The sequence below is a fragment of the Novosphingobium anseongense genome (genome assembly GCF_037482895.1).
GTDB lineage: Bacteria > Pseudomonadota > Alphaproteobacteria > Sphingomonadales > Sphingomonadaceae > Novosphingobium > Novosphingobium anseongense.
The window spans coordinates 974393-1000913 of sequence record NZ_JBBHJZ010000001.1; the positions used below are offsets into that span (position 1 = coordinate 974393).

The window sequence follows — 26521 nt, forward strand, 5'->3', positions numbered from 1 at the left end:
GCTCAGCTCGGCTCGGGGATGGAGGGCGGCGGCGGTTGCCGGGGGAACTGCTCGAGCGCGGGATCGATCGCGGCCCAGGCGGGCGCGTCCTCGGTCCAGATCGCCATCAGCGGCCTGATGTCGTGCGGCGCGTCGAGCGTGCCGAGGCGGATCACGCGGAACTGCGGGCGCGCGTCGCTCTGGCCCATCACAGGCGTCCCGCAGGCGGTGCAGAACGACTGGGTGATCGTGTTGCCGCTGGCCGCGACATAGTGGTGGCCGGTAAGATCGCCGTGGATCGTCACGTCCTGGGTCGCGAACATCGCGTTGTGCGTCGGCCCGCCCGCGGCGATCTGCTGGCACTGGCGGCACCAGCATTGGCGCGCGGTGATCGGCGCGCCGGCGATGGCGAGGGTGACCGCACCGCAGGCGCAGCGTCCGGTATAGCTCATGACACCTCCGCAGCCGGGATCGGCGGCGACTTGGGAAACTGGGGCAGGGCGGGATCGATCACCGCCCAGGCGGGCGCCTCGCTGGTCCACATGACCATGCCCGGCCGCAGGTCGTGCGGCTGCTCGATGATGCCGAGCTTCACCGCGACGACGTGCGGCATCGCCGAGCTGCCGCCGAACACCGGCGTGCCGCAGGCCGCGCAGAACGACTGGATCGAATCGTTGCCGCTCTCGGCCGGATAGGTGTGAACCGCGAGGTCGCCCGTGGTCGTCACTTGGCTGGCCTGGAAGATCGCGTTGTTCGACGCGCTGCCCGCGGCGATGCGCTGGCACTGGCGGCACCAGCACTGGCCGACGCCGAAGGGCTCGCCCTCCAGCGTCACAGTCACCGCCCCGCAGGCGCAATGGCCGGTGTAGCTCACTGCCCTTGCTCCTTCTTGAGCGCGGCATTGAAGGCCGTCTCGGCCTCGCCAACCAGGCGCGGCAACAGCGCGGGATCGACGAAGGCGTTCGTCTCGCCGGCATCGCGGCGGCGGGCGCGGCCGATCACGTCGGTCGTATCCGAATGACCGGGCAGGACGACGTCGGCATGGACGCGGCGCAATTTCGCGAAAGTCCGGCGATAGTCGCCGACAATCCCCGGATAGCCTTTGTTGCCGACGAGCTTGTTGCCCGCGACGGTGATCGAGCAGAGCACCAGCACGTCGAGCGGCTTTTCGACCTCGGTCACGCGCAGCGACCAGCTCGTGCAGCCCGGCGTGTGGCCGTAGGTAAACACCGGGGTCAGGCTGACCCCACCCAAGGTCACCGGCCGGCCGTCGGCGAGCACGCGATCGACCTTCGCCGCGGGGAAGCGGATCACGCCGTAGTTGGTCTGGCTCGGCGGCGTGCCGGTCTCGTAGGCGCGACGGTCGCCGGGGCTCGAAGCGAAGGCCGCGCCCGTATCGCGCTTGAGCCCAGCGATGGCTGCAACGTGATCGTAATGCGCGTGGGTCGCCAGGATCAGCTTCACGTCCTTGAGCCGGAATCCGAGCTCGGCGATCGAACGCTCGACCAGCGGCACGGCCTCCTCGATCCCGCCGTCGATCAGCACCAGACCCGCGCGGGTCTGGACGAGATAGGCGGCGATGCCTTCGGTGCCGACGTAGTAGATCGGCCCGACGACATGGAACGGCCGCGTCGGCCGCCCCCATTCGGCGGGGATGTCCGACGGCGAGGCGCCGATCCCCAGGAACGCCGCAGCGCAGAGCAGCAGGCACCGCACGGCCTCAGTTGCCCTGGCGGCGCGCCATGAAGGCGAGGCGCTCGAACAGCATGATGTCCTGCTCGTTCTTGAGCAGCGCGCCGTGGAGCGGCGGGATCGCCTTGGTCGGATCGCGGTTCTGCAGCACGTCGAGCGGCATGTCCTCGTTGAGCAGCAGCTTGAGCCAGTCGAGCAGCTCGCTGGTCGAGGGCTTCTTCTTGAGGCCGGGGACGTCGCGCACTTCGTAGAACACGTCCATCGCCTTGGCGACGAGCGTCTTCTGGATACCGGGGAAGTGGACGTCGATGATCGACTGCATCACGTCGCGATCGGGGAACTTGATGTAGTGGAAGAAGCAGCGGCGCAGGAAGGCGTCGGGCAGTTCCTTCTCGTTGTTCGAGGTGATGACCACGATCGGGCGCTCCTTGGCGGCCACGCGCTCGCCCGTCTCGTAGACGTCGAAGCTCATGCGATCGAGCTCCTGGAGCAGGTCGTTCGGAAACTCGATGTCGGCCTTGTCGATCTCGTCGATCAGCAGAACGGGCAGCTGGGGCGAGGTGAAGGCGTCCCAGAGCTTGCCCTTCTTGATGTAGTTCGCGATGTCGTGGACGCGCTCGTCGCCGAGCTGGCCGTCGCGCAGGCGGGCGACCGCGTCGTATTCGTAGAGCCCCTGCTGCGCCTTCGTCGTCGACTTGACGTTCCACTCGATCAGCGGCGCATTCGCGGCCTTGGCGATCTCGATCGCCAGCACGGTCTTGCCCGTGCCCGGCTCGCCCTTGACCAGCAGCGGCCGGCGCAGCGTCACCGCGGCATTGACCGCGACCTTGAGGTCGTCGGTGGCGACATAGGAGCTGGTGCCTTCGAAACGCTGCATTTCGGTGTCCTGTGGAATTTCGGTTGCTGAGGCGGGTTAGGTTGTGCGGCGCAGCAAGGTCAAGCGCGATTGTCGCGATCGGCAGGTCCTGCGAGGTCCCCAAAAAGCAATCCCCGCGCCGGCCGAGTGGGGCCGACGCGGGGAGCGACGCCTATCGCGCAATCGCAAGGATTACTGCGGCGGCGTCGGATCGGCCGCACCGCCGGTCGCCTCGGCGAGCCGCTGCTTCATAGCCCGGAAGCGGAACAGCAGCACGACCAACGCCCCCAGCAGCAACCAGGGCAGCAGCAGCCCCGCGGCCGTGAGCAGGAAGGCCAGGAAGCCCTGCAGACTGCCGAACGAGCTGACCGCCGCCTTGCCGAAGGGATCGCTGGTAGCGGAGAACAGACCTTCGCTGGCATAGGTCAGGCTCATCGGCGTCGTGGCGAGCGAGGCCTCGCTGTCCTGACGGCCGCGCTGCTCCTCGCCGAGTTGGCTGCGCAGCTCTTCGGCGCGCTGGGCGAGTTGGCGTCTTTCCTCCTTCGAGGTACTGGGCGCCTTCAACCGCGCCTCGATCCGCCCTAGCTGGGCTTCGAGCGCGCCGCTGCGGCGCTGCGACTGCGCGATGGCGCCGCCGGCATCGTCGCCGGCGACCGAGGCCCGGCCGATGCTGCCATCGGCCTTCTCGACTGCGGCGATCGCCTCGCTGCCGAAGCCGTGAGCGATCTCGGGCGCCAGCATCAGGTCGAGATGGGCAGAGACTTTGCCTTCCTCGGGCTGGTCGTAACTCATGCCGACCACCTGGCAGCGCTTGGCGCCCAGCCGCTCGCAGGCCGCAGCATGCTGCTGCTGGACACCGGCGATCGCCTTGACCGGCAAGGTGAAGGCATAGCGGTAGGTGAAGGCTACTCCCGGCGCGACCGCCTGGCCTATGTCGGGTATCCGCGCCTCGTCGCGCCGGGCTTCGGACGCGACGCTGCTATCGACCGCAGCGACGTTCTCCGTCGCCTCGGTCGCTTCGCTTGCGGCCTCTTCCGATGGGTGTTTCGAACAGCCTGCCACGAGAAGCAGGACGGCTGATGCAAGCACGAGATGTGGGGGATTCAGGGAACGCATGAACGCCTCTCCCAAGAAAAGCGATCGGGGTGATCGCGACTCGCTTTCTACCGATATGATAGACTTTACTCAACGACGAAGCGTTCATTACGCACGATAAAGTGTTTAGCTAGGTTACTATGTGGCAAAAATAAGGCAAATCCGGCCCAGCCTTTGGGCTGTTCAATGGACTGTTTGCCGGCGGTTTTGCGCGATAGGGTAGGCGCTCCGCGGGTTGGGAAAGCGCTATGTACGAAACGATCGTAACGGTCCTGGTCTGGGTCTCGGCGCTGGCCTGCGGTTTGATGGCGGGGCTCTATTTCGCTTTCTCCAGCTTCATCATGCGCGCGCTCGGCGGGATCGAACCGACGGCGGGGATCACCGCGATGAACGCGATCAATCTGACCATCGTGCGCTCGGCCTTCCTGCCGCTGTTCCTCGGATCGACATTGGTCGCCGCGGTGCTCGCCGTGATCGGCATCGTCGATCGCGAAACGCCTCACGCCCTGCCCATGCTGGCCGGCGGCGCGATCTACGTCGTGGGCATGTTCGGCGTGACGATGGCCCGCAACGTGTCGCTCAACGATGCGCTGACGAAGGTCGATCCGGCGAGCGGCGAGGGGAGCGCGCTATGGCGTCGCTACCTTGGCCAATGGACGCGCTGGAATCACCTGCGGACGCTGGCCTCGCTCGCCGCCTGCGCGCTGCACGTCCCGACGATCTCGCTAGTCTGAAGCCGCGAGGCGCAGGAGGCGTTCGGCAAGGCCGGCGAACCGCTGCGGATCGACCGCCGCCGCGGGATCGTTCCAGCTTGCGGTGACCGCCATCCATCCGCCCGACTTGCGCCGCATCAGCCAGGCCAGCGAGATCACCCCGACTTCCGAACCGCCCTTGTAGCCGACATAGGCGAAGCGCTCGCGCAGGTCGCGGGCCATGGTCGGAGCGACGCCGAGGATCGCCAGAACGCGCGGATCACGGCTCTGGCGCAGGCCGTCTACCACGCGCGCGACGTCGGCGGGCGAAGCGAACCATTCGATGGTTTCGATCGCCGTCGGCGCTCCGTCGAGCGCGGTGAGGTCGGCATCGGCGAGGATTTTCTCCGTATCGAGCCCGGCGAGAATGCGCGCCTGGCCGGCCTCGTCGGCCCGCGCATAGGCTTCGCGGGTCGACGAGGGCGACAGTTTGAGCGCGAAGCTCTCCGCCGTCGTCAGCAAGGGCAGCATCCGCGCGGGATCGGAATGGCCCGTGGCGCGCACCCGCGCGGCCACGCGCTCGCGCCCGACGAGCCCGATCAGCACATCGGTGGCGGTGTTGTCGCTCATAGAGATCATCAAGGTCGCCAAGGTCTCGACCGTGACGGGCGCGTCGGCGGGCCAGTCTTGCGTGACGCCGCTCGGCAGGCTGCGCGGGCCGAGGCGGACGACCTCGTCCCAGCGATGGCGGCCCGCGGCCACGTCCTCGGCCAGGGCGTCGAGCACCCAGAGCTTGAACACCGAGCCTATCGCGAACTGGCTGTCTGCATGCGCCGCCGCGATCGGACTGGCCTGACCGAGCCGAACGAGAGCGAAGCCGCTGCGCCCCGGCAGCGCGGCGAAGTCGGCGGCGATCGTCCTGGCATCGTCCGCGAGAGGCACGGCCGAGCCGATCCGGAGCCCGGTGACACGTCCCGGCGCACGCGGCTCGATCGAGAAGCTGGCCACGGCCGTGGCCTTTTCGAAGCGAAGCGTAAACCGGCCGCTCGTCGGCGTGACCGGCACCAGCCCCTCGGCCGACCGCAGCGCGCCGTTGGCAGCCTCAAGCCGACCGACCAGGTCTGCGAGCTGGGCAGGAGGCACCGCGATCAGGAACGGCGGGGCGAAGACCCGCTCGGGCGCCTCACGCGCTAGCAGCACCGAGACGATGTCGGTCACGCGTTGATCGAGCGTCGATGCGGGCTGCTGCGCCGCGGCCATCGACGACATCGCCAAACACCATAGGGCAACGAGATATCGCAACATCGCCAGCGCCTCGGCGCGCGCCCGATTGCGCGCGCACCAGACATCGCGGCCCCAGACATGGCTGTCAACTTGCTCGACATGCGATGGATAGACGCAACGGCCCGACCACACCCGACCAATATATCCATCCAGATCAGGAAGATGTCGCACGGCGATTTCGGAGATTTCGTCAACTTGAGGCTTGCCGACCATCATGATCTGATCCCCGGACACCAACCGCGAAGGGGGATAATCATGGCCATTACTTTCAATCAGGAAGAGCAGGACGCCGATGTAGAGGCATTCTTTGACGAACCGGCGTTCGAGGAACGCGCGCTCAGCTGCTGGGGCATCGGCCCGCTCGAAGTCTGCGCGACCAAGGTCGCGGCCGATCGCGTCGATGTCGACATCAAGCTTGCGGGCGTCCGCATCGGCAGCGGCACCCTGACTGCCGCCAACTCCAGCATCTGCGCCTCGGCATCGGTCGCCATCGTCAAGGCGAAGGTCTGCGTCACGGCGGACTTCCCCGGGCAGGTCGTATGGGTCGAAGGCAAAGTCTGCACGCGCAAATTCCCGAGCGGCTGGAGCTGCCGGGGCTTCAAGAGCAAGATCCTGGCCTGGTGACCCCACGAAGACCGGTCGCCCAGGCGGCCGGTCTTCGAACCCCGGCCGTCAGGCGTCGATCAGCTCAGGATCGATCTCGCTCGCGCGGTTCTGGATGAACTGGAAGCGGTGCTCGGGATTGCGGCCCATCAGGCGATCGACCAGGTCCTTCACTTGGGCACGGTCCTCGTATTCGGGGGGCAGGGTGATGCGGATCAGGCCGCGGCTGGCCGGGCTCATCGTCGTTTCGCGGAGCTGGCCCGGGTTCATTTCGCCAAGGCCCTTGAACCGCGAGACCTCGACCTTCTTGCCCTTGAACAGTTTCGACGCCTCGAGCTCGGCACGGTGCGCGTCGTCGCGCGCATAGGCCGAGGTCGAGCCCGCGGTCAGGCGATAGAGCGGCGGCTGCGCCAGGTAGAGGTGACCGCGGCGGACGACATCGGGCATTTCCTGGAAGAAGAAGGTCATCAGCAGCGTCGCGATATGCGCGCCGTCGACATCGGCATCGGTCATGATGATGATGCGGTCATAGCGCAGCAGGTCGGCGTTGCAGTCCTTGCGCATGCCGCAGCCCATGGCGAGCGCGAGGTCGGCGATCTCGCTGTTGGCGCGGATCTTGTCGGCCGTGGCGCTGGCGACGTTGAGGATCTTGCCGCGGATCGGCAGGATCGCCTGGGTCTTGCGGTCACGCGCCTGCTTGGCCGAGCCACCGGCCGAGTCACCCTCGACGATGAACAGCTCGGTCTCGGCATCGGTCTCGCCCGAGCAGTCGGTCAGCTTGCCGGGCAAGCGCAGCTTCTTGGCATTGGTCGCGGTCTTGCGCTTGACGTCGCGCTCCGCTTTCCGACGAAGCCGCTCGTCCATCCGTTCCATGACATGGCCGAGCAACGCCTTGCCGCGATCGAGGTTGTCCGAGAGGAAATGGTCGAAGTGATCGCGGACCGCGTTCTCGACGAGGCGCGCGGCCTCCGGGCTGGTCAGTCGATCCTTGGTCTGGCTCTGGAACTGCGGGTCGCGGATGAAGACCGAGAGCATGATCTCGCTGCCCGTGACCACGTCCTCGGGCGCGATGTCCTTGGCCTTCTTCTGGCCGATCAGATCGCCGAAGGCACGGATGCCCTTGGTCAGCGCCGCGCGCAGGCCCTGCTCGTGGGTGCCTCCGTCGGGTGTGGGGATCGTGTTGCAGTACCAGGAATAGGAACCGTCGGACCACAGCGGCCAGGCGATCGCCCATTCGACGCGGCCCTGCTCGTCGCCGGGAAAGTCCTGGCTGCCCGAGAAGAACTTGGCGGTAACGCATTCGCGATCGCCGACCTGCTCGGTCAGGTGATCTGCCAAGCCGCCGGGGAACTGGAACACGGCCTCGGCCGGCACATCTTCGCTGGTCAGCGAGGGCGCGCATTTCCAGCGGATCTCGACGCCGGCGAAGAGGTAGGCTTTCGAGCGGACCAGCTTGAACAGCCGCGCGGGCTTGAACCTGGCGTCCTCGCCGAAGATTTCGGGATCGGGGGTGAAGGACACCGAAGTGCCGCGACGGTTGGGCGCGCCGCCGAGCTTCTGGAGCGGCCCCGTGGGCAGGCCGCGCGAGAACTCCTGCGCGAAGAGCTCCTTGTTCTTGGCCACCTCGATCCGCGTGTTGACCGACAGCGCGTTGACCACCGAGACGCCGACGCCGTGGAGGCCGCCCGAGGTCGCATAGGCCTTGCCCGAGAACTTGCCGCCCGAGTGGAGCGTGGTGAGGATGACCTCGAGCGCCGACTTGCCGGGAAACTTGGGATGCTCGTCGACCGGGATGCCGCGGCCGTTGTCGACGATCGTCAGCCGTCCGGCGGCGCCCGGCGCTTCCTCGAGCAGAAATTCGATGCGGTTGGCATGACCGGCGACGGCCTCGTCCATCGCATTGTCGAGCACTTCGGCGGCGAGGTGGTGCAGCGCGCGCTCGTCGGTGCCGCCGATATACATGCCGGGACGGCGGCGGACGGGTTCGAGCCCTTCGAGCACCTCGATCGCGGAACCGTCGTAGGTGTCACCGCCGACGGCGGTGGGCAGCTTCTCGAAGAGATCGTCGGACATGCGAACGCCTATAGAACACGCGCGATTCCGGGCGCAAGGCGGCGCGTCGATTCCTCCCCAGAATGGGGAGGGCTATCGTATGTTCCCGCTCCTATCAGTCCCGTCACCCTGAACTTGTTTCAGAGGCCATTTCTCCGCCGCAACCGAAGCTCTGTCCGGCAGCGAAACCGCGCCGCCGCAGTCTCCCCGCGTGGCATGTGCATTCGGCGCGATGGCCCTGAAACAAGCTCAGGGTGACGGGACTGATAGGTAAGCGCCTACGCGATAGGCCTGCCTAAACGGCCGGTTCTCTATCCCGTCACTCCCCGAAGCGCGCCGGGGCGGGGCTCACGGGCACCACGCCGGCCGCCTGGACCTCGCGCACTTCGAGCGCCCGCTCGACCACGCCGCTGGGACGGAAGCGGAAGGCGCCGTCGAGGCCGATGAAGCCGCCGGCGTCGGTCAGCCGGGTCATCGGGAAGGGACTGCCCGTACGCCAGTCGCGCGCGATGCGCAGGGTCAGCAGCACGGCGTCGTAGCCCAGCGTGGCGATGCGATAGGGCTGGGCGCCGAACCGAGTCTTGTAGCTGGCCGAAAACTGGCGGAAGCGCGCGTCGGAAACCGATGCGAACCAGGCGCCGCGCAAAGACGGTGTGGTCGCGACCACGGTCTCGCCGCTCCACAGGTCGGTGCCGAGGAGGCGCGGGCTGGCGGCGCCGGCGGTCTTGAGCTGGGCCGCGGCCTGGCTGGCGAAGCGGCCGCCGTCCGCGATGAGGACCGCGTCGTAGCCGCCCTTGGTCTTCAAGCGTCGCGCGGCACTGACCACCGAAGTGTTCGATCGATCGTAGCTCTCGGTCGCGGCGACGCTGCCGCCGGCGGCGCGGACCGAGGCGAAGAGCGCGGCCGAAGCGCGCTCGCCATATTCGCCCGAGGGCACGAGCGCGGCATAGCGGTTGACGCCGCGGCTCTTGGCGAACTCGACCGTGCGCGCGATCGAGGCGCTGGGCACGCTGCCCATGATGAAGACGTCGCGGCCGGCCGCACCCTCGTCGTTCGAGAACGAGATCACCGGAACGCGCGCGGCGCGCGCCGTGGCGGCGACGGCGGGAATGTCGTCCGACAGCAGCGGGCCGAGGATCAGTCTGTTGCCGTCGGCGACGGCCTGGGCAGTCACGCTCGCGACGCCGGCCGAGGTATCGTAGGTCGTGATGCGCAGGTTCTGCGCATTGGTATCGAGCAACGCCATCGTCGCGGCATTGGCGATCGACTGGCCGACGCCGCCGTTGGGCCCGGCCAGCGGCACGAGCAGCGCGACGCGATGACGCGCCGAATCGGTGGGCAAGCTGGAGGTCGGCCCCTGCTCGGGCGGCGGCGGCGTGTCGATCGGCGCCTTGGGAATGACCTTGCAGCCCGCGAGCAGGATTGCCCCGAGCGCAGGCGCCGCCAGGGTGATGAACCGGCGCCGGTTCGATACGCTCTTCAACATTGCTTGCCGCTCCCCGCTCGCATGCTCCATGAGGGCCGATATGGAACATCCGCTGTTGCCCGGTCTCTATATTGTCGCGACGCCGATTGGCAATCTCGGCGACATAACGCTCCGGGGGGTGGAGATACTCCGAGGCGTAGCTGCGATAGCCTGTGAGGACACACGGGTGACCGGCAAGTTGCTGAATCACCTCGGGATCAAGAAGCGAATGATCCGTTACGACGATCACGCGAGCGAGGGCGATCGCGAGCGTCTGCTGGCCATGCTCGCCGAAGAACCCCTCGCGCTGGTCAGCGATGCGGGCACACCGCTGATCTCCGATCCCGGCTATCGCCTGGTCAAGACCGCGCGCGAGCGCGGCATTGCGGTGACGAGCCTGCCCGGACCGAGCGCGGTCATCGTCGCGCTGACCCTGTCGGGCCTGCCCAGCGACCGCTTTCTCTTCGCAGGCTTCCTGCCCAACAAGGACAAGGCGCGGCGCGATGTCCTCGGCGAGCTCGCCGCCGTGCCCGCGACCCTGGCCTTCTACGACACCGCGCCGCGGCTCGAGGATACGCTGCAAGCGATCGCTGCGGTGCTGCCGGGGCGCGAAGTCGCGGTGGCGCGTGAGCTGACCAAGAAGTTCGAGGAATGCCGTTCGGGCACGCCCGAAGAACTGATAGCCCACTACGCCGCGCATCCGCCCAAGGGCGAGATCGTGCTACTGATCGGACCACCGCTGCCGGCCGCGGCCAAGGATTTCGACATCGATGCGCTGCTGCGCGCCGAACTTGAAACCGAGAAGGCCTCGCAGGCCGCGGGCAAGGTCGCGAAGCTCACCGGGCTCGACCGCAAGGTGCTCTACGCCCGCGCGCTGGAACTCAAATGAAGCGCGCCGAGGCGGAGCGCCGCGGCCGGAGGAGCGAAACGCTCGCCGCCTGGTACCTCCGTCTCAAGGGCTGGCGTATCCTCGCCCGCCGGGTGAAGACGCCACGCGGTGAAGTGGACCTGGTTGCGCGGCGCGGCCGGATCGTCGCCTTCGTCGAAGTAAAATGGCGCCGTACCGCTGCCGAACTCGACCTAGCGATCGACCACTACCGCTTGCGCCGCGTCGCCGCGGCCGCCGAGGCGATCGCCCCGCGCCATGTGCGTGCGGGCGACGACATGCGGATCGACGTCCTCCTGCTTGCGCCGGGCCGCTTCCCGCGCCACATCGTCAATGCTTGGATGGGCTAGGGCCTGGATAGGCTTAGCCCTACGAACCGTTAGAGAAGGATATTCGATGACCCTGCGCGTGGCGGTCCAGATGGACCCGCTGGAAACGATCAACATCGCCGGCGATTCGAGCTTCCACCTGATGCTCGGCGCTCAGGCGCGCGGCTATCCGCTCTGGCACTACGACGTGCGAACCCTGGCCTACGACACCGACGGGAACAGGCTGACCGCCTGGGCTGCGCCGGTCACGGTCCAGCGCGTCGAAGGCGATCACTTCCAGCGCGGCGAATACCAGTTGATCGACCTCGCCGAGGACATCGACGTGATCCTCATGCGCCAGGATCCGCCCTTCGATCTCGGCTATATCACCGGCACGCACCTGCTCGAACGGCTCGCGGGCCGCACCCTGGTGGTCAATGATCCGGTCTCGGTGCGCAATGCGCCCGAAAAGGTCATGGTGCTCGACTTCGCTGAATTCATGCCGCCGACGCTCGTCGCGCGCCGGATCGAGGACGTGAAGATCTTCCACGCCAAGCATCCGGGCGATCTCGTGGTCAAGCCGCTCCACGGCAACGGCGGCAAGGCCGTGTTCCGCGTGCCCGCCGACGGCAGCAACCTCGGCGCGCTGACCGAACTGTTCGGCACGGTCTGGCCCGAGCCGTTCATGGTGCAGCCTTTCCTTCCCGAAGTGTCCGAAGGCGACAAGCGCATCGTCCTGGTCGACGGCGTTGTCGCGGGCGCGATCAACCGCAAGCCAGGCCAGGGCGAGTTCCGCTCGAACCTCGCGGTCGGCGGCTATGCCGAGGCGACGACGCTGACCGCGCGCGAGGAAGAGATCTGCGCCGCGCTCGGACCGGTACTCAGGGACAAGGGCCTGGTCTTCGTCGGCATCGACGTGATCGGCGGCAAGTACCTGACCGAGATCAACGTCACCTCGCCCACGGGCATCGTCGCGATCGACCGGTTCAACGGCTCGGATGTCGCGGGCATGATCTGGGACGCGATCGAGACACGCCACGCCGCAATGCTGCGCGGCTGAGGTGAACCCGCCGCGCCGCCGAGCGTTGCCCAAACCATGACCGCGTGGATTCTCAACCTGATCGAGCAAGGCGGCTATTGGGGCATCGCCTTCCTGATGTTCATCGAGAACGTGTTCCCGCCGATCCCCTCCGAAGTGATCATGGGGCTGGGCGGCATCGCCGTCGCGCGCGGCTCGATGGAATTCTGGCCACTGCTGGCGATCGGCACGGCGGGCTCGACCCTGGGCAACTACGTCTGGTTCCTCGTTGGCGACAGGTTCGGCTACCAGCGTCTCCAGCCGATAGTCGATCGTTGGGGCCGCTGGCTGACGCTCGAATGGGAAGACGTCGAGCGCGCGAGCCGCTTCTTCCGCAGCCACGGGCAGTGGGTGGTCTTCGCCATGCGCTTCTCGCCATTCCTGCGCACGATGATCTCGCTGCCCGCGGGCCTGTCGCACATGAAGCACGGCAAGTTCCTGGCCTTCACTTTCGCAGGCGCCGCCGTGTGGAACGCCGGCCTGATCCAGGGCGGCCGCTGGCTCTCGTGCTATCTGGCCGAAGCCGAGGTCTGGCTCAACGTGCTCATCATCGGCTCGGTGCTGGTCGCCCTGATCGCCTATGCCTGGCGCGTGGTGACCTGGAAGCCGCGCAGCTAGCCGCCTTTACTTTCCCTCCACTTGCGATACAGAGTGGCTCATAGTTGTGGAGGGTAATCGGTATGCGGCTCTGGTCCACGCTCGGTGCGATCGCGCTTTGTGTCCTGGCGTCTTCGGCCCAGGCGGAGGCCAACGGCGCCTGGCGAGTCAACGGCGCGATAGCCGGCCGCACTTTCGTGCTCGACTGCCAGTTCAACGGCGCGAGTGGGGCCTGCGTCGATGTTGAGGGTAGAAAGTCGCACCCGCTGACCAGCCTGTCGTCGACCGGCGATCAGGTGGCCTGGAGCTTCAAGACCAAGGTCGCCATCATGAGCGTGACATTGAGCTTCGCGGGGCGGGTCGCGGGCAATCGGATCACCGGAACCATGCGCGCCGCCGGACGCAGCGGAACGTTCAACGCCGTTCGGCGCTAGGCTTGCTCGCGCGGGTGGGCGTTGCGGTAGACGTCGAGCAGCATCGCCGCGTCGACCTTGGTATAGATTTGCGTCGACCCCAGGCTGGCATGGCCGAGCAGTTCCTGCAGCGAGCGCAGGTCGGCGCCGGCGCCGAGCAGGTGCGTCGCGAAGCTGTGGCGCAAAGCATGCGGCGTCGCGGTCGGCGGCAGGCCGAGCGAGATCCGCGCGCGCGCCACGGCCTTCTGCACCATGCCCTGCGACAGCGGCCCGCCCTTGGCGCCGCGGAACAGCGGCTCGTCACGAACGATCGGCCAGGGCGCCTTGGCGACGTAGTCGGCCACGGCCTCACGCACGATCGGCAGCAGCGGCACAACACGCTGCTTGCCGCCCTTGCCGGTGACCTGGAGCACCTCTCCCAGCGGCAGCGCGCCGCCCTTGAGCGACAGCGCCTCGGCAATGCGCAGGCCGGCGCCGTAAAGCAGCAGTAGCACGGCGCGGTCGCGCGCGCCGATCCAGGGCTCGGCGGCATCCTCGTCGACCGCGACCGCGAGATTGACCGCCTCGTCGGGGGTGATGGGGCGGGGGAGGCCTTTCTTGATGCGCGGACCGCGCATGCGGGGCGGGGCGGCGTCGGCTTCGCCGGCTTGCGATCGGGCAAAGGCGATGAAGCCCTTGAGCGCCGAAAGCTCTCGGGCGGCCGAAACGTTGGAAATGCCCTCGGCGCGGCGCGCGGCCAGCTGTGTACGCAAGACCGCGGTATCGAGGCGCGCGAGGGTCTGCCACGCGAACTCCATCTGCCCATCGAGCAGCCGCGCCGCGGTTGCGACATAGGCCCGCACCGTATGCGGCGAACGCCGGCGGCTCTCCGCGAGGTACGAACCCCAGGCCTCGAGTACGTCGGCGCGGGTCAGGCTCACGCCGCCACCAGTTCGGCCGGCACCAGCTCGCCGAGCAGCGCGTCGAGCAGCGGCATGCCCTGCGGCGTCACACCCAGGCGTGGACCCGCGCGCCAGGTCAGGCCCTGGCCGGCATAGAAGGTGAGCTTGGCCGGATCGCAGAGCTGATGCTGGCTCAGCCCGAAGCGCGCGGCGAGCCTGGCGATGTCGACACCCTCGGCCAGACGCAACCCCATCAGCATCGCCTCGCTCGCTTGCTCGCGGATGCCAAGCACGCGGGCTTCGGCCAGGCCGTCGCCCTGCTTCTCGATCGCGGCGAGCCAGTTCTCGGGCTTGCGGTGGCGGACCGTCGCCTGGCCCGCGCGGCGACCGTGCGCGCCGGGGCCGATCCCGCAATAGTCCTGGTAGCGCCAGTAGACGAGGTTGTGGCGACTCTCCTCGCCGGCGCGCGCGTGGTTGCTGATCTCGTAGGCGGGGAGGCCGGCCGCCTCGGTCATCGTCCGCGTGAGCTCGAACAGGTCGGCCGCGGCATCGTCGTCGAGCGGATCAAACTTGCCCTCGCGCACCAAGGTCGCGAAGCGCGTGCCCGGCTCGATCGTCAGCTGGTAGAGCGAGAGATGGCCGGTGCCGAAGGCCAGCGCCCGCGCCAGTTCGGCCTGCCACATCTCGGGCGTCTGGCCGGGGCGTGCGTAGATCAAGTCGAAGCTGACGCGGTCGAACTGCTTTTGCGCGACGTCGAGCGCGGCAAGCCCTTCTTCGACGCCATGCAGCCGGCCGAGAAAATGCAACGTCTCGTCGTCGAGCGCCTGCAGCCCGAGCGAGACGCGGTTGATCCCGGCGCTCGCCAGCACGGCATAGTTCGCCGCCTCGACCGACGAGGGATTGCCCTCGAGCGTGATCTCGATACCCTCGGCGAAACCCCAAAGCCGCTCGGCCTCGGCCAGCAGCCTTTCGACCAGCGCAGGCGGCATGAGCGACGGCGTTCCGCCGCCGAAGAAGATCGAGGTCAATTTCTCGCCACCGGCGATCTGCGCCTCCCGCGCCATGTCGGCGAGCAGGCCGCGCTCCCACAGGCCATGGTCGACGCGGTCGCGGACGTGGCTGTTGAAGTCGCAATAGGGGCACTTCGAAAGGCAGAAGGGCCAGTGGATATAGAGCGCGCGCGCCATTGGGTTAACACTCGTTAAACTTGGAATTTGAACCGGGCTTTACCGCAGTTCGGCAGAATCCGCGGCATGAAACGTCTGCTCAATGCCCTGGTCCTCGCCGCCGCCGGTGCCGCGCTGACCGCCACCTTCGTACCATCAACCGTCGCCGCTGGCGAAGCCGCCGATTACGCGCCGCGCTATGCGGGCTATGCTTCGCGGTACTCGGCGCCGCCGTCGGGCGATTTCGCCAGCCGCGTGCTCAACACCCACAACGGCGAGCGCTCGCGCATGGGACTGCGCCCGCTGCGCTGGAACGCGCGCCTCTCGGCCCAGGCGCAGCAATGGGCGAGCTCGCTCGCGCGCCGGGGCGCTTTCGAGCATTCGAACGGCGACGACGGCGAGAACCTGTGGATGGGCACGGCCAACGACTATAGCCCCGAACAGATGGTCGCCTCGTTCCTCTCCGAACGCCGCGCCTTCCGCCCTGGTCGTTTCCCCAACGTTTCGCGCACAGGCAACTGGGCCGATGTCGGCCACTATACGCAGATCATCTGGCCCGAGACCCAGGAAGTCGGCTGCGCCGTCGTCCGCGGCGGGCGCGACGAGGTCATGGTCTGCCGCTATTGGCCCGCGGGGAACGTCTACGGCGAGAGCGTGGGTTAAGCGCCGAACTGTTCGGCCACCAGCTTGGCGAAAGCATCCGCGCGGTGGCTGATCTTCTGCTTTTCCGCAGGGTCTAGCTCGGCAAAGCTGCAATCGCGGCCGTGGGGCACGAAGACCGGATCGTAGCCGAAGCCCATGGTCCCGCGTGGCGGCCAGGTATAGGTGCCGTCGACGCGGCCTTCGTAGACCGCAGTCTCGCCGTCGGGCCAGGCGAGGGCCAGCACGCAGGAAAACCAGCACGAACGATCGGCCGCAGGGCCCTGTTCGGCGAGCAGACCTTCGACCTTGCCCATCGCCATGTACCAGTCGCGGCCGGGCTCACCCTCGAAGGACTGCCGCTCCGCCCAGTCGGCCGTATAGACGCCCGGACGTCCGCCGAGCGCGGCGACGCTCATGCCGCTGTCATCGGCCAGCGCGGGCAGGCCCGCCGCCTGCGCCGCCGCGCGCGCCTTGATCAGCGCGTTCTCGACGAAGGTCGTGCCGTCCTCGACCGGCTCGGCCAGCCCGAGCGCGCCCGCCGACACGCACTGCACGCCGTAAGGGGCGAGCAGCGCGGAGATCTCCTTGAGCTTCCCCGCGTTGTGCGTGGCGATGACGAGCGTCTCGGAACCCAACTTTCTCATAGAGAATTTGCCCGACGGGTCACTTGGCGACAGCCTCCGCCTGGGCCGCGAAGATGCGTTCGCAGCCGATGCGCGCAAGACGCAGCAGGCGCAGCAGGCTTTCCTCGTCGTAGGTCGCGCCTTCGGCCGTGGCCTGGACCTCGGCGATGTGGCCGCCCTCGATCAGCACGAAGTTGGCGTCGGCATCGGCCGCGCTATCCTCGGGGTAGTCGAGGTCGAGCACCGGCGTGCCTTCGAAGATGCCGCAGGAAACTGCGGCGACCTTGCGCGGCAGCGGGTCCTCGGTGATCAGCTTCTTGGCGAGCAGACCGTCGACCGCGAGGCGCAGCGCCACCCAGGCGCCCGAGATCGCCGCGGTGCGCGTGCCGCCGTCGGCCTGGATCACGTCGCAGTCGAGCACGATCTGACGCTCGCCGAGCTTCTTGAAATCGACGACCGAGCGCAGCGCGCGACCGATCAGGCGCTGGATTTCCTGCGTGCGGCCCGACTGCTTGCCCTTGGCCGCCTCACGGCTGCCGCGCGTGTGCGTGGCGCGGGGCAGCATCGAATATTCGGCCGTGACCCAGCCTTCGCCCTTGCCGCGCATGAACGGCGGGACCTTTTCCTCGACCGAGGCGGTCACCAGCACCTTGGTGTTGCCGAACGAGACCAGCACCGAGCCTTCGGCATGGATGGTGAAATTCGTCTCGAAAGACAGGGCGCGCATTTCGTCAGGCGCGCGGCCGGAGGGTCGCATGGGAATCCTTTCACTTGAGTTGGCGGCGCCCTATCCCCTAGCCATGAGAGTGGCAATCCGTGGAGAAGCCCGTTGAGACGAAGCCTGCTGCCGCTGTTGACTGCGATGGTCCTGTCTGCCTGCGCCGCGGGCGAGCGCACTGGCACGTCGTCCGCTGCGGCGACGCTGCCCGGTCCGGTCACCTATGAAGTGTCGAGCTGGGGCCGACTGCTGACGCATTGGCAGGTCAACCCCGACGGCAGCGGTGAGTTCTGGCGCGGTTCGGGGCTGGGGAAGGGCGAGGGCGACGTCAGCAAGTATCGCATGACCTTGCCTCCCGAAGCCCTGCGCGCCTTCGCTGCCGCGGTCGAGCCGATCCGCACGCGCACCGCCAAGGACGTAAAGTGCCGCGACGAGATCACCGACATGCCCTATGGCGCGATCACCTGGGACTATCCGGGCGCTCGGCAGAATTACGCCTTCAACGGCGGGTGCCTCTCGCCAGAGGCAGATGCCGTGCGCGAACAGCTGCGTGCCGCGCACGATCTCGTCGAGAAACGGGCGGCAATCGAGCCAAAGCCTTATATCGTCGAGCGTCCCTCGAACCGCTGACGCCCGAAAAGCCCTCATCATGCCCACACCTCCCATCTCCGAACTGACCGATCGCGCTCGCGAGATCTTCCGCCTAGCGGTGGAAGGCTACCTGTCGTCGGGACAGCCGGTCGGCTCGAAGACCTTGGCGGGCGCGGGCGGGCTCAACCTCTCGCCGGCCTCGATTCGCTCGGTGCTCGCCGATCTCGAACAGCTCGGCCTGCTCGCCGCGCCGCACACCAGCGCCGGGCGCATGCCCACCGAGGTCGGCTTGCGGCTCTTCGTCGACGGCATGATGCAGGCGGCCGAGCCCACCGCCGACGAGCGCGCCGCGATCGAGCGGCGGATGCAGGAACCCGGGCCGATCGAGCACGCGCTCGCCGCGACCAGCGCGGTTTTGTCCGACCTCTCGGCCTGCGCCGGCGTCGTCATGGTGCCGCGCCGCGAGCCACAGCTCGCCCAGTTCAGCCTCGTGCCACTCGGTATCGATCGTGCGCTCGCGGTGCTCGTCGGCGAGGACGGCGGGATCGAGAACCGCGTCGTGCCCTTGCCCGGCTTGGTGCCGCCGGGCGCGCTCGAGCAGGTTTCGAACTATGTCACCGCGCGGCTTAGTGGACGCACCTTGGCCGAAGCCGCCGGGCTCATGCGCGCCGAGATCGCCTCGGGCCGTTCGGCGCTCGATGCGGCGAGCCGCGACCTGGTCGAACGCGGGCTCGCGGTCTGGAGCGAGGATGCCACGCGCCGGCCCGTGCTGATCGTGCGCGGCCAGGCCAACCTGCTCGACGAGGCCATGCTCAGCGATCTCGAGCGCGTGCGCATGCTCCTCGACGATCTCGAGAACAAGCAGTCGGTCGCCGAGATGCTCGACCTCGCGCGCGAGGCCGATTCGACGCGGATCTTCATCGGTTCGGAGAACCGGCTCTTCGCGCTTTCGGGCTCTTCGGTTATCGCCTCGCCCTATCGCGACCGCGATGGCCGGGTCATCGGCGTGGTGGGGGTTATCGGGCCGACGCGGTTGAACTATGCGCGCGTCGTCCCCATGGTGGACTTCACCGCCCAGAGCCTGGGCAAGCTTATCGGATAGCGGAACTACATTATAATGAACGACGACAAGACGCAGCACGACGACGCGGCGGTGGCCGAAGAATTGAACGGCGTGCCCGAGGAACTGCTCGGTGGCGCCACACTGGGCGGCGAGCTCAAGGACCTGCAGGACCAGCTCGAGGCGCAGAAGCAGGAAGTGCTCTACGCCCGCGCCGAGACGCAGAACGTCCGCCGCCGGCTCGAGAAGGACATTGCCGACACCCGCGCCTATGCCGCCACCGGTTTCGCGCGCGATATCCTGTCGGTCGCCGACAATCTTTCGCGGGCGCTCGAATCGGTTCCGGCCGACCTGCGCGAGGACGAGAAGCTCAAGGGCCTGGTCGCGGGCATCGAAGCCACCGCGCGCGAGATCGACAAGGTCTTCGGCCTGCACGGCATCAGCCGGATCGCCGCCAAGGGCCTGCCGCTCGATCCCAACCAGCACCAGGCCATGCTCGAGGTTCCGTCAAACGAGGCCGAGCCAGGCACCGTCGTGCAGGAACTGCAGGCCGGCTACATGATCAAGGATCGCCTGCTGCGCCCGGCTATGGTCGCCGTGGCCAAGAAGCCTGATTGATCCAGCGGCCACGCCCGGCCGGTCGACAAAACGTCGACTGGCCGGGCACGGTCAGCGGTTAAGTACAAAACCTTACGGAACTCGCGCGAGAATCAGCCGTTTGCCTTTCACAGCGACAGGCAATCGGAGACATATCATGCGTTCCCTCATCCTCCCCATCATGGCCGCCGGCGCGCTCGCGCTCGGGGGCTGTGCTTCCAACTACGCCGGTGAAGGCGCCCTCGCGGGCGGCGCGCTCGGCGCGGGCGTCGGTGCGCTCGCGGGCGACGTCGGTGCCGGTGCCGCGATCGGCGCGGCTGCTGGCGCGGTAGCCGGCTCTACGGCCTCGAAGCGCGATCGCGACGGCTGCTATCGCCGCGACCGCAACGGCGATCGTTACTACGACCGCGACTGCTGATCGTTCGCTGGAGCGGGCTGGATTTGCTCAGCCCGCTCCGGGAAAATCGACAAGTCGATCATAGATGGCCGGGTCCGAAACCCCGGCCATTTTCACGCCCCGACGCAGCAGGAAAGCATGGCGGACGATCTCGGCCTGCTGCTCGATGCCATAGCGCGTCAACGGCCAGCCCGGCTTGAGGCTGTAGTCATAGCGACAGAACGGATGGCGGTGCAGCGGCAGGTACAGCGCGCCGCGCCGCTGCGACTGCCAGACATGCGTCATCTCGTGAATGAACAGCCCCTGCCGTTCGAGTCCCGCCTGGGCGAAGTCGTCGCAATAGAATGGCGAGTTCGGCGGAAAATGGATGTGCCCGCACGGCGCCATGGTCACGTTGCGCGGCTGCAGCGGATGCCAGCGCCGACGCCGGATCCGCACCGGCCCGCAATCGATCGCCGTCCCGAACACCGAGCGCACCAATGCGCGTTCGCCCGTGGTCAGGCCGCGCTCGCCGCCGACGGGGCAGGTGCCTGCGGTCAGTTGCCGTGGCCTTCCATGTCCATTGCACCGGCGATGCTTTCGACCTTGAGCGGCACCGAGACCTTGTCGCCGCCCGCGAAGGTCAGCGTCATTTCGGCGGAGCCGCCGGCCTTCACCGTCTCGGCGAGATCGAAGACCATGACGTGCTTGCCGCCGCGCTCGAACTTCACGGTTTCGCCGGGTTTCACTTCGAGCGCGTCGAGCGGTGCCATGGCGCCGCCCCTGGTTTCGTGCATCTCGGCCTTGCCGGCACCGTCGATCGAAACCGCGGCGAGCGAAGCCGTGGCGGCAGATCCGTTGGTCACGGTGAAATAGGCCGCCCCCGGCCGCCCTTTCACCACGGGCAGCGACAGCGCCCCGTCGGCGACCGTTATGCCCGGCTTGGCATCGGGCGCTGCGGCGGTCTCGCTCGGCTGCGCATCCGCCGGCTTCTTCGCCTCACCGCAAGCGGTCAGCGCGAGCACGGCGAGGGGGGCGAGAAAAAGCAGCGATTTCATCGGCGGAATCCTTTCGAGCGCGACGGCGCGAACCGGGTACCTCGCTAATGCTGCAACGCTCTTGTGCCAATAAAAACCGCTCTTATATCGCGCAGCAACGATGGCGGTTCCCGCGTCCCGGTGCGGAACCCAAGTCGAGAGCCGCCGAGCCGCCTCGCCTTCGGGGAGGCGCACCGTGCGGTGTCACACACGATGCTAGGAATGGGGTAAGAATGGCTAAAGTAATCGGTATCGACCTTGGCACCACGAACAGCTGCGTCGCCGTGATGGACGGCGGCAAGCCCAAGGTCATTGAAAACGCGGAAGGTGCGCGCACGACGCCTTCGATCGTCGCCTTCACCAAGGACGGCGAACGTCTGATCGGTCAGCCGGCCAAGCGCCAGGCTGTCACGAACGGCGACAACACGATTTTCGCGGTGAAGCGCCTCATCGGCCGCCGCTTCGACGACCCGGTGACCAAGAAGGACACCGAGCTCGTCCCCTACACGATCGTCAAGGGCAAGAACGGCGACGCCTGGGTCAATGCCGGCGGCGAAGACTATTCGCCCTCGCAGATCTCGGCCTTCATTCTGCAGAAGATGAAGGAAACCGCCGAATCGTACCTCGGCGAGACCGTCACCCAGGCCGTCATCACGGTCCCGGCCTACTTCAACGACGCGCAGCGCCAGGCGACCAAGGACGCCGGCCAGATCGCGGGCCTCGAAGTGCTGCGCATCATCAACGAGCCGACCGCGGCCGCTCTGGCCTATGGCCTCGAGAAGAACGACGGCAAGACGATCGCGGTCTATGACCTCGGCGGCGGCACCTTCGACGTCTCGATCCTCGAGATCGGCGACGGCGTGTTCGAGGTGAAGTCGACCAACGGCGACACCTTCCTGGGCGGCGAGGACTTCGACTCGAAGCTGGTCGAATGGCTGGCGGACAAGTTCAAGGCCAAGGAGAACATGGACCTGAAGACCGACAAGCTCGCTCTTCAGCGCCTGAAGGAAGCGGCCGAGAAGGCCAAGATCGAGCTGTCGAGCACCGCCTCGACCGAGATCAACCTGCCCTTCATCACCGCGCGCATGGAAGGCGGCAGCACCACGCCGCTCCACCTGGTCGAGACGATCACGCGTTCGGACCTCGAGAAGATGGTCGCCGACCTGATCGAGCGCACCAAGGAGCCGATGCGCAAGGCGCTCGCCGACGCCGGCCTCAAGACCGGTGACATCGACGAGGTCGTTCTCGTCGGCGGCATGACGCGCATGCCGCGCGTGCGCGAAGTCGTGAAGGAGTTCTTCGGCAAGGAACCCCACACCGGGGTGAACCCCGACGAAGTCGTCGCCATGGGTGCGGCGATCCAGGCGGGCGTGCTCCAGGGCGACGTCAAGGACGTGCTGCTGCTCGACGTGACCCCGCTGTCGCTGGGCATCGAGACGCTGGGCGGCATCATGACCAAGATGATCGACCGCAACACGACGATCCCGACCAAGAAGAGCCAGGTCTACTCGACCGCCGAGGACAACCAGCAGGCGGTGACGATCCGCGTATTCCAGGGCGAGCGCGAGATGGCGCAGGACAACAAGATTCTCGGCCAGTTCGACCTGCTCGGCATTCCGCCGGCACGTCGCGGCGTGCCGCAGATCGAGGTCACCTTCGACATCGACGCCAACGGCATCGTCAACGTGTCCGCCAAGGACAAGGGCACGGGCAAGGAACAGCAGATCCGCATCCAGGCCTCGGGCGGCCTTTCGGACGGCGACATCGACCAGATGGTCCGTGACGCCGAGAAGTTCGCCGAAGAGGACAAGAAGCGTCGCGAGGCGGCCGAGGCGCGCAACAACGCCGACAGCCTGGTCCACGCGACCGAGCAGCAGATCGCCGAACACGGCGACAAGATCGACGCCGGCCTCAAGGGCGAAGTCGAGGCCGCGATCGCCGCGACCAAGACCGCGCTCGAAGGCAACGATGCCGCCGAGATGACCGCCAAGGCCCAGGCGCTAACCGAAGTCGCCATGAAGATGGGTCAGGCGATCTACGAGAAGGACCAGGCCGCGGGTGCTGCTCCCGGTGGTGAGGGCGGCAACGCCCAGGCTGGTGACGACGATGTCGTGGACGCCGAGTTCTCGGAAGTCGACGACAACAAGGCTTGATGGTAGCGAACTAGCGAGTTTCCGCCGCTTCCGTTTCGACGGGAGCGGCGGGGATTTGATCGGGGTCGGGTAATGGCGTCAGCCGAAATTGATTATTACGAACTGCTCGAAGTCGAGCGGACCGCGGACGATGCGACGATCAAGTCGTCCTATCGCAAGCTCGCGATGCGCTGGCATCCGGACAAGAATCCGGGGTGCTCGGACTCCGAGGCCCGCTTCAAGGCAATCAGTCAGGCCTACGACTGCCTGAAGGATCCGCAGAAACGCGCGGCCTACGATCGCTATGGTCACGAGGCCTTCCAGAACGGCGGCGGCGGTGGTGCCGGCGGCGGGCAGGGCTTTGGCGGCGATTTCGGCGATATCTTCGAATCGATCTTCGGCAGCGCCTTCGGCGGCGGCGGCGGTCGCCAGCAGGCGCGCCGCGGCGCCGACCTGCGATATGACATGGAAATCAGCCTCGACGAGGCGTTCCACGGCAAGACCGCGCAGATCGACATCGAGGTGTCGCAGATCTGCGAACCCTGCGAAGGTCAAGGCGCCGAGCCGGGCACCGGCACGCGTCGTTGCACGCTGTGTGGCGGTCATGGCAAGGTGCGCTCGCAGCAGGGCTTCTTCATGGTCGAGCGCACCTGCCCGACCTGCCACGGCCGCGGCGAGGTGATCGAGAAGCCCTGCCGATCGTGCGGCGGTGAGGGCCGCGTCGACAAACCGCAGACGCTCGAGGTCAACGTGCCGCCGGGCGTCGATTCAGGCACGCGCATCCGCGTTGCCGGCAAGGGCGAAGCGGGTCCGTTCGGTGCGCCTCCGGGCGATCTCTACATCTTCCTTCACGTCAAACGCCATTCGGTGTTCGAGCGCGAAGGCACGACATTGATCACGCGCGTGCCGATCACCTTCACGACCGCCGCGCTCGGTGGTGACATAGAGATCCCCGGTCTCGACGGCGAACGTCACAAGATCGAAATTCCCGCGGGCATCCAGTCGGGCAAGCAACTGCGCAAGCGCGGAGTCGGCATGCCCGTGCTTCAGGGCCGCGGCCGCGGCGACCTGGTCGTCGAAATTTCGGTCGAAACCCCGACCAAACTGTCGGTCCGCCAGAAGGAACTGCTGCGCGAGTTGCAGGCCACCGAGACCGGTGACGAATGCCCGGGCTCGAAAGGCTTCTTCGATCGGATCAAGGAAGCCTGGAACGACCTGACCGACTAGGTCGGGTCGCTTTCCCATCACGCCGCGTCAGTTGTTCCTTCAGGTACATCTGACGCGCAGCGTGGCGCAGAGATCGCTCACCGAGGCGCGACTTCCGCTCTGATCCCGCGCACCAATCCAGGATCGGCGCAGAGCCGGCCTTCCTCCTCGTCAAGGATCGCGAGGAAGGCCTCACGCTTGAAGGCCTGCATCTCCTCGGCCGAGAACGTCGCGTTGTCGGGTAGCGACGAGACCATCAGGTCGATCATCCGTTCCGCACCGTGGAGGCGCCCCCAGAGGTAATCGTTCTCACGATAGGCGCGGCTGAAAAACGCGCCGAAGTTGTAGAACTCGACCCCGCGCAGGGTCGCCTGGGTGCCGCCGGCGCGGATCGAGCGGGCATCGTCGGGAGAGATGCGATCGACCTTGACCGGATCGAATTCGGTCAGGCCTTCGCCCCGCAGCAGCGGCAGGGTCACCGTGTCGTAGAACGGATAGCCGAGATAGGCGAGCAACATGCGCCGGCGCAGTGCAGCGGGCATGTCGGCCATGGCCGCAGCGAGCATGGCGTCGACGAGTTGGTCGGTCTCGGCCAGGCGCCGGCGCTCGGCGATCCCGGCGAGCACGGCCGCGGGATCGTGGAAGACCTGCTCGGCGAGCTTGGGAAAATCGGCGCCGAGGCAGTTCGAGCTCTCGCGGTCGAAATACAGCGACAGCGCATTGTAGACCGCCTCGCGCGCCTTCTCGCGCGCCTCTTCGGCGACATCGCCGCCTTCGCCATCCCAGTCCTGAGTCAACCTTCGCGCGAGCAGGCGCAGACGGCGGATGCGGAAGGGAAGGTCGTGCTCGCTGAAGAACGCGATCGCCTCCTTGGTCGCGCCACCCTTGAGATCGGAGATGTGATCGAGCCCATGCGCGGCGAAATAGCCGAACAGGTGGTTGGCGATCGGCTCGCGCGAGGGCAGCGACAGGCCCCGCGCTGCCTCGCAGATGATCTCGGCGAGCATGTCGACGACGCCGGCGAACTTGACCTGGGCATAGCCGTGGTAGGCGAAGCCCGCCTGTTCGGCCGCCGCCTGCTGCGCCTTGGCGCGCCAGGAGGACAGCCGCTTCACCGTCGGCCGATCGAGAAACAGGGTGCGGCCGAACAGCTTCTCGACCGTCGCCTCGACCTCGGGCCGCAGCGCCGCGACGATCGAGCCGAGATGTGCACGCTCGTGCGACTGCGCGGCGATGGCGTCGAGGTTGTCGCGCACCGGCTGTTCGCGCGGAATCGAGGACAGCGAGCCGAAGATCACCGAGAACCAACCCGGCGGCTTGGGATCGCCGCGTTCGAGCCCACCGATGCGATCGGGCCGCGGATCGATGTAGACGAAGCGCCGGTCGACCTCGCGCTGCGCCGGGCGATCGCGCAGCACGCCCATGGCATCGGCGAAAGGCGCATTGACCAGCACCGATCCGTCGATCAGCGATACCCCATCGGCAACGCCACGCCGCGCGTGTTCGGGCATGATCCGCTCGACGAAGGCATCGCGCGTCGGCCAGGCGATGTCCCGCTCCTTGGCCAGGGTATCGATCTCGGACAGCTGCAGCGCGGGGAAGGCGCCGGGGAAGCTTGCGGTCGCGCGCGCGGCGAAGACCAGTTCGGGCACCGGCGCGAGTTGGCCGCCAGACTGGACAGGGGTTGCTGCGCGGAAGCCGATCGACAGGCGGTGCTCGCTCTCCTGCACCAGCGGCGGGCTGTTGAGGCGAAGCACTTCCATGTGCCCCTTGAAGTCGGTGGCGGTGACGAAGAGGTCGAGCGGATGGCCGGCGGGCAGCAGCGGCGGCCCGGTCTCGCTTTCCTTCATCGCCTCAAGCGCCTCGGCGATCAGCCGCGCGAAACCGAGCCCGCCGAAGGGCGGCTCGAACCAGCGCGATCGGATCAGCCGCGAGAGCTTGCCGCGCACTTCGGCGCGCGTCTCGGGCGCGACGCTTTCGGACACGACGTTGCCCGGCCGGCGCAGCATCCAGCCGACCAAGGGCAACGCCCACATCTTGGCGAAGCGCCAGCCGGGCCGCGCATCGGGATCGAGCAACACGTCGACGTCGGCACGATCGAGCCAGAGCCGCGTCAGCGGCTCGAGCGACTGGCCCGAATGGATCGCCTGGGCGAGGAACACGCCGTTGAGCCCGCCCGCGCTGGCGCCAGCGATGACGTCGTTCATCACCCGCAGCCGCACGCCGTGCTGCGTCTCCATCTGCTGGAGCAGACGGCGATAGACATGCTCGACACCTGCAAGCCGACCCGTGCCCTCGCAGAACGCCTGGCTGGCGCGCGTGACCTTCCACAGCTCCTTGGTGACGCCGTGCATATAGACCGCAAGGCTGACGCCGCCGTAGCAGACCAGCGCGATGCGGAGTTCCTTCTGGCGCATGGGCCTCCCCGTTCTCGTGCAAGGGATGGCATGGGTAAGAGGGGCTGCCAAGCCCACCCCTTGCGTTCCCCATAC

At 67.4% G+C, this 26521-nt stretch carries 29 protein-coding genes; 14 read left to right on the forward strand and 15 right to left on the reverse strand.

Going from position 1 to position 26521, the window contains the following annotated elements:
- Positions 1-2 precede the first annotated feature (2 nt).
- The 5 genes from WG901_RS04695 to WG901_RS04715 all read right to left on the reverse strand — a co-directional run bounded on the left by WG901_RS04695 (position 3) and on the right by WG901_RS04715 (position 3643).
- Entirely contained in the window at positions 3-431 is a 429-nt protein-coding gene (locus tag WG901_RS04695; RefSeq protein ID WP_339585849.1) for a GFA family protein, read from the reverse strand.
- The gene (locus tag WG901_RS04700) at positions 428-853 is read right to left on the reverse strand and encodes a GFA family protein (RefSeq protein WP_339585850.1); all 426 of its coding nucleotides are present in this window, start codon (positions 851-853) and stop codon (positions 428-430) included. Before WG901_RS04700 ends, WG901_RS04695 begins: the two co-directional genes overlap by 4 nt.
- The gene (bla, locus tag WG901_RS04705) at positions 850-1695 is read right to left on the reverse strand and encodes a subclass B3 metallo-beta-lactamase (RefSeq protein ID WP_339585851.1); all 846 of its coding nucleotides are present in this window, start codon (positions 1693-1695) and stop codon (positions 850-852) included. The genes WG901_RS04700 and bla overlap by 4 nt, the downstream gene beginning before the upstream one ends.
- A 4-nt stretch (positions 1696-1699) precedes the next feature.
- Positions 1700-2548, reverse strand: a complete 849-nt coding sequence (locus WG901_RS04710; RefSeq protein ID WP_339585852.1) for an AAA family ATPase — start codon at positions 2546-2548, stop codon at positions 1700-1702.
- Between the two features lie 171 nt (positions 2549-2719).
- Positions 2720-3643: a DUF4349 domain-containing protein gene (locus WG901_RS04715; protein ID WP_339585853.1), complete on the reverse strand. Its 924-nt coding sequence runs from the start codon at positions 3641-3643 to the stop codon at positions 2720-2722.
- Between the two features lie 227 nt (positions 3644-3870).
- On the opposite strand from WG901_RS04715, the gene WG901_RS04720 reads away from it, so the two are divergent.
- A complete protein-coding gene (locus tag WG901_RS04720) occupies positions 3871-4356 on the forward strand; it encodes an anthrone oxygenase family protein (RefSeq protein WP_339585854.1) in 486 nt (161 codons plus the stop codon).
- On the opposite strand, the gene WG901_RS04725 is transcribed toward WG901_RS04720, so the two are convergent.
- Positions 4348-5583 (reverse strand): serine hydrolase, encoded by a 1236-nt coding sequence (locus tag WG901_RS04725; protein ID WP_339586644.1) that lies wholly within the window; start codon positions 5581-5583, stop codon positions 4348-4350. The genes WG901_RS04720 and WG901_RS04725 overlap by 9 nt on opposite strands.
- 93 nt (positions 5584-5676) lie before the next feature.
- Between WG901_RS04725 and WG901_RS04730 the strand changes: the two genes are divergently transcribed.
- The gene (locus tag WG901_RS04730; protein WP_339585855.1) at positions 5677-6222 is read left to right on the forward strand and encodes a hypothetical protein; all 546 of its coding nucleotides are present in this window, start codon (positions 5677-5679) and stop codon (positions 6220-6222) included.
- Between the two features lie 48 nt (positions 6223-6270).
- Here the strand turns inward: WG901_RS04730 and parE are convergent, their stop codons facing one another.
- Together parE and WG901_RS04740 are read right to left on the reverse strand one after the other, a co-directional pair.
- Complete coding sequence (parE, locus tag WG901_RS04735; RefSeq protein ID WP_339585856.1) at positions 6271-8274, reverse strand: DNA topoisomerase IV subunit B; 2004 nt, start codon at positions 8272-8274, stop codon at positions 6271-6273.
- A 298-nt stretch (positions 8275-8572) separates the two neighbouring features.
- Positions 8573-9739 (reverse strand): penicillin-binding protein activator, encoded by a 1167-nt coding sequence (locus WG901_RS04740; protein ID WP_339585857.1) that lies wholly within the window; start codon positions 9737-9739, stop codon positions 8573-8575.
- Positions 9740-9779: 40 nt separating this feature from the next.
- On the opposite strand from WG901_RS04740, the gene rsmI reads away from it, so the two are divergent.
- The 5 genes from rsmI (at position 9780) to WG901_RS04765 (ending at position 13021) form a co-directional block, all read left to right on the forward strand.
- The gene (gene rsmI, locus WG901_RS04745) at positions 9780-10607 is read left to right on the forward strand and encodes a 16S rRNA (cytidine(1402)-2'-O)-methyltransferase (RefSeq protein ID WP_339585858.1); all 828 of its coding nucleotides are present in this window, start codon (positions 9780-9782) and stop codon (positions 10605-10607) included.
- Positions 10604-10954 carry a YraN family protein gene (locus WG901_RS04750; RefSeq protein WP_339585859.1) on the forward strand — a complete coding sequence of 117 codons (351 nt, stop codon included), beginning with the start codon at positions 10604-10606 and terminating at the stop codon, positions 10952-10954. The genes rsmI and WG901_RS04750 overlap by 4 nt, the downstream gene beginning before the upstream one ends.
- A 46-nt stretch (positions 10955-11000) precedes the next feature.
- Positions 11001-11972 (forward strand): glutathione synthase, encoded by a 972-nt coding sequence (gene gshB, locus WG901_RS04755; RefSeq protein ID WP_339585860.1) that lies wholly within the window; start codon positions 11001-11003, stop codon positions 11970-11972.
- A gap of 36 nt (positions 11973-12008) precedes the next feature.
- The gene (locus WG901_RS04760; RefSeq protein WP_339585861.1) at positions 12009-12608 is read left to right on the forward strand and encodes a DedA family protein; all 600 of its coding nucleotides are present in this window, start codon (positions 12009-12011) and stop codon (positions 12606-12608) included.
- Between the two features lie 62 nt (positions 12609-12670).
- Positions 12671-13021: a hypothetical protein gene (locus tag WG901_RS04765; protein ID WP_339585862.1), complete on the forward strand. Its 351-nt coding sequence runs from the start codon at positions 12671-12673 to the stop codon at positions 13019-13021.
- On the opposite strand, the gene WG901_RS04770 is transcribed toward WG901_RS04765, so the two are convergent.
- Entirely contained in the window at positions 13018-13914 is an 897-nt protein-coding gene (locus WG901_RS04770) for a tyrosine recombinase XerC (RefSeq protein ID WP_339586645.1), read from the reverse strand. The two genes, WG901_RS04765 and WG901_RS04770, sit on opposite strands and share 4 nt — an antisense overlap.
- A gap of 2 nt (positions 13915-13916) precedes the next feature.
- Positions 13917-15068 (reverse strand): radical SAM family heme chaperone HemW, encoded by a 1152-nt coding sequence (gene hemW / locus WG901_RS04775; RefSeq protein WP_339585863.1) that lies wholly within the window; start codon positions 15066-15068, stop codon positions 13917-13919.
- 66 nt (positions 15069-15134) lie between these two features.
- On the opposite strand from hemW, the gene WG901_RS04780 reads away from it, so the two are divergent.
- Positions 15135-15710: a CAP domain-containing protein gene (locus tag WG901_RS04780; protein ID WP_339585864.1), complete on the forward strand. Its 576-nt coding sequence runs from the start codon at positions 15135-15137 to the stop codon at positions 15708-15710.
- Here the strand turns inward: WG901_RS04780 and rdgB are convergent.
- Entirely contained in the window at positions 15707-16333 is a 627-nt protein-coding gene (gene rdgB / locus WG901_RS04785; protein ID WP_339585865.1) for an RdgB/HAM1 family non-canonical purine NTP pyrophosphatase, read from the reverse strand. The two genes, WG901_RS04780 and rdgB, sit on opposite strands and share 4 nt — an antisense overlap.
- A 19-nt stretch (positions 16334-16352) precedes the next feature.
- The gene (rph, locus tag WG901_RS04790) at positions 16353-17069 is read right to left on the reverse strand and encodes a ribonuclease PH (protein ID WP_339585866.1); all 717 of its coding nucleotides are present in this window, start codon (positions 17067-17069) and stop codon (positions 16353-16355) included.
- Between the two features lie 72 nt (positions 17070-17141).
- Here rph and WG901_RS04795 point away from each other — a divergent pair, with 72 nt between their 5' ends.
- From WG901_RS04795 to WG901_RS04810, 4 genes are all read left to right on the forward strand, one after another.
- Positions 17142-17660, forward strand: coding sequence for a hypothetical protein (locus tag WG901_RS04795; protein ID WP_339585867.1), 519 nt, complete (start codon positions 17142-17144; stop codon positions 17658-17660).
- 19 nt (positions 17661-17679) lie between these two features.
- Entirely contained in the window at positions 17680-18723 is a 1044-nt protein-coding gene (hrcA, locus tag WG901_RS04800) for a heat-inducible transcriptional repressor HrcA (protein ID WP_339585868.1), read from the forward strand.
- Between the two features lie 15 nt (positions 18724-18738).
- Positions 18739-19299, forward strand: coding sequence for a nucleotide exchange factor GrpE (gene grpE / locus WG901_RS04805; RefSeq protein ID WP_339585869.1), 561 nt, complete (start codon positions 18739-18741; stop codon positions 19297-19299).
- A gap of 136 nt (positions 19300-19435) precedes the next feature.
- Positions 19436-19696 (forward strand): YgdI/YgdR family lipoprotein, encoded by a 261-nt coding sequence (locus WG901_RS04810; protein ID WP_339585870.1) that lies wholly within the window; start codon positions 19436-19438, stop codon positions 19694-19696.
- 27 nt (positions 19697-19723) lie between these two features.
- Here the strand turns inward: WG901_RS04810 and WG901_RS04815 are convergent, their stop codons facing one another.
- On the reverse strand, positions 19724-20152 hold the full coding sequence (locus WG901_RS04815; RefSeq protein ID WP_339585871.1) for a vgr related protein: 429 nt from the start codon (positions 20150-20152) through the stop codon (positions 19724-19726).
- Positions 20153-20211: 59 nt separating this feature from the next.
- A complete protein-coding gene (locus WG901_RS04820; RefSeq protein WP_339585872.1) occupies positions 20212-20712 on the reverse strand; it encodes a copper chaperone PCu(A)C in 501 nt (166 codons plus the stop codon).
- Between the two features lie 212 nt (positions 20713-20924).
- Here WG901_RS04820 and dnaK point away from each other — a divergent pair, with 212 nt between their 5' ends.
- Together dnaK and dnaJ are read left to right on the forward strand one after the other, a co-directional pair.
- The gene (dnaK, locus tag WG901_RS04825; RefSeq protein WP_339585873.1) at positions 20925-22844 is read left to right on the forward strand and encodes a molecular chaperone DnaK; all 1920 of its coding nucleotides are present in this window, start codon (positions 20925-20927) and stop codon (positions 22842-22844) included.
- A gap of 72 nt (positions 22845-22916) precedes the next feature.
- On the forward strand, positions 22917-24050 hold the full coding sequence (gene dnaJ, locus WG901_RS04830; protein WP_339585874.1) for a molecular chaperone DnaJ: 1134 nt from the start codon (positions 22917-22919) through the stop codon (positions 24048-24050).
- A 77-nt stretch (positions 24051-24127) separates the two neighbouring features.
- On the opposite strand, the gene WG901_RS04835 is transcribed toward dnaJ, so the two are convergent.
- Positions 24128-26446 (reverse strand): patatin-like protein, encoded by a 2319-nt coding sequence (locus WG901_RS04835; protein WP_339585875.1) that lies wholly within the window; start codon positions 26444-26446, stop codon positions 24128-24130.
- Between the last annotated feature and the right edge of the window lie 75 nt (positions 26447-26521).

Bases quoted from the DNA above. Each gene is read 5' to 3' on its own strand.
- WG901_RS04810 (WP_339585870.1), top strand. From the start codon at position 19,436: ATGCGTTCCCTCATCCTCCCCATCATGGCCGCCGGCGCGCTCGCGCTC.
- WG901_RS04835 (WP_339585875.1), bottom strand. From the start codon at position 26,446: ATGCGCCAGAAGGAACTCCGCATCGCGCTGGTCTGCTACGGCGGCGTC.
- hemW (WP_339585863.1), bottom strand. From the start codon at position 15,068: ATGGCGCGCGCGCTCTATATCCACTGGCCCTTCTGCCTTTCGAAGTGC.
- WG901_RS04760 (WP_339585861.1), top strand. From the start codon at position 12,009: ATGACCGCGTGGATTCTCAACCTGATCGAGCAAGGCGGCTATTGGGGC.
- dnaK (WP_339585873.1), top strand. From the start codon at position 20,925: ATGGCTAAAGTAATCGGTATCGACCTTGGCACCACGAACAGCTGCGTC.
- parE (WP_339585856.1), bottom strand. From the start codon at position 8,274: ATGTCCGACGATCTCTTCGAGAAGCTGCCCACCGCCGTCGGCGGTGAC.
- hrcA (WP_339585868.1), top strand. From the start codon at position 17,680: ATGCCCACACCTCCCATCTCCGAACTGACCGATCGCGCTCGCGAGATC.
- WG901_RS04710 (WP_339585852.1), bottom strand. From the start codon at position 2,548: ATGCAGCGTTTCGAAGGCACCAGCTCCTATGTCGCCACCGACGACCTC.
- grpE (WP_339585869.1), top strand. From the start codon at position 18,739: ATGAACGACGACAAGACGCAGCACGACGACGCGGCGGTGGCCGAAGAA.
- dnaJ (WP_339585874.1), top strand. From the start codon at position 22,917: ATGGCGTCAGCCGAAATTGATTATTACGAACTGCTCGAAGTCGAGCGG.
- WG901_RS04780 (WP_339585864.1), top strand. From the start codon at position 15,135: ATGAAACGTCTGCTCAATGCCCTGGTCCTCGCCGCCGCCGGTGCCGCG.
- WG901_RS04750 (WP_339585859.1), top strand. From the start codon at position 10,604: ATGAAGCGCGCCGAGGCGGAGCGCCGCGGCCGGAGGAGCGAAACGCTC.
- WG901_RS04725 (WP_339586644.1), bottom strand. From the start codon at position 5,583: ATGTCGTCGATGGCCGCGGCGCAGCAGCCCGCATCGACGCTCGATCAA.
- rph (WP_339585866.1), bottom strand. From the start codon at position 17,069: ATGCGACCCTCCGGCCGCGCGCCTGACGAAATGCGCGCCCTGTCTTTC.
- WG901_RS04695 (WP_339585849.1), bottom strand. From the start codon at position 431: ATGAGCTATACCGGACGCTGCGCCTGCGGTGCGGTCACCCTCGCCATC.
- rsmI (WP_339585858.1), top strand. From the start codon at position 9,780: ATGGAACATCCGCTGTTGCCCGGTCTCTATATTGTCGCGACGCCGATT.
- gshB (WP_339585860.1), top strand. From the start codon at position 11,001: ATGACCCTGCGCGTGGCGGTCCAGATGGACCCGCTGGAAACGATCAAC.
- WG901_RS04820 (WP_339585872.1), bottom strand. From the start codon at position 20,712: ATGAAATCGCTGCTTTTTCTCGCCCCCCTCGCCGTGCTCGCGCTGACC.
- WG901_RS04740 (WP_339585857.1), bottom strand. From the start codon at position 9,739: ATGTTGAAGAGCGTATCGAACCGGCGCCGGTTCATCACCCTGGCGGCG.
- WG901_RS04730 (WP_339585855.1), top strand. From the start codon at position 5,677: ATGGCTGTCAACTTGCTCGACATGCGATGGATAGACGCAACGGCCCGA.
- WG901_RS04765 (WP_339585862.1), top strand. From the start codon at position 12,671: ATGCGGCTCTGGTCCACGCTCGGTGCGATCGCGCTTTGTGTCCTGGCG.
- WG901_RS04715 (WP_339585853.1), bottom strand. From the start codon at position 3,643: ATGCGTTCCCTGAATCCCCCACATCTCGTGCTTGCATCAGCCGTCCTG.
- rdgB (WP_339585865.1), bottom strand. From the start codon at position 16,333: ATGAGAAAGTTGGGTTCCGAGACGCTCGTCATCGCCACGCACAACGCG.
- WG901_RS04720 (WP_339585854.1), top strand. From the start codon at position 3,871: ATGTACGAAACGATCGTAACGGTCCTGGTCTGGGTCTCGGCGCTGGCC.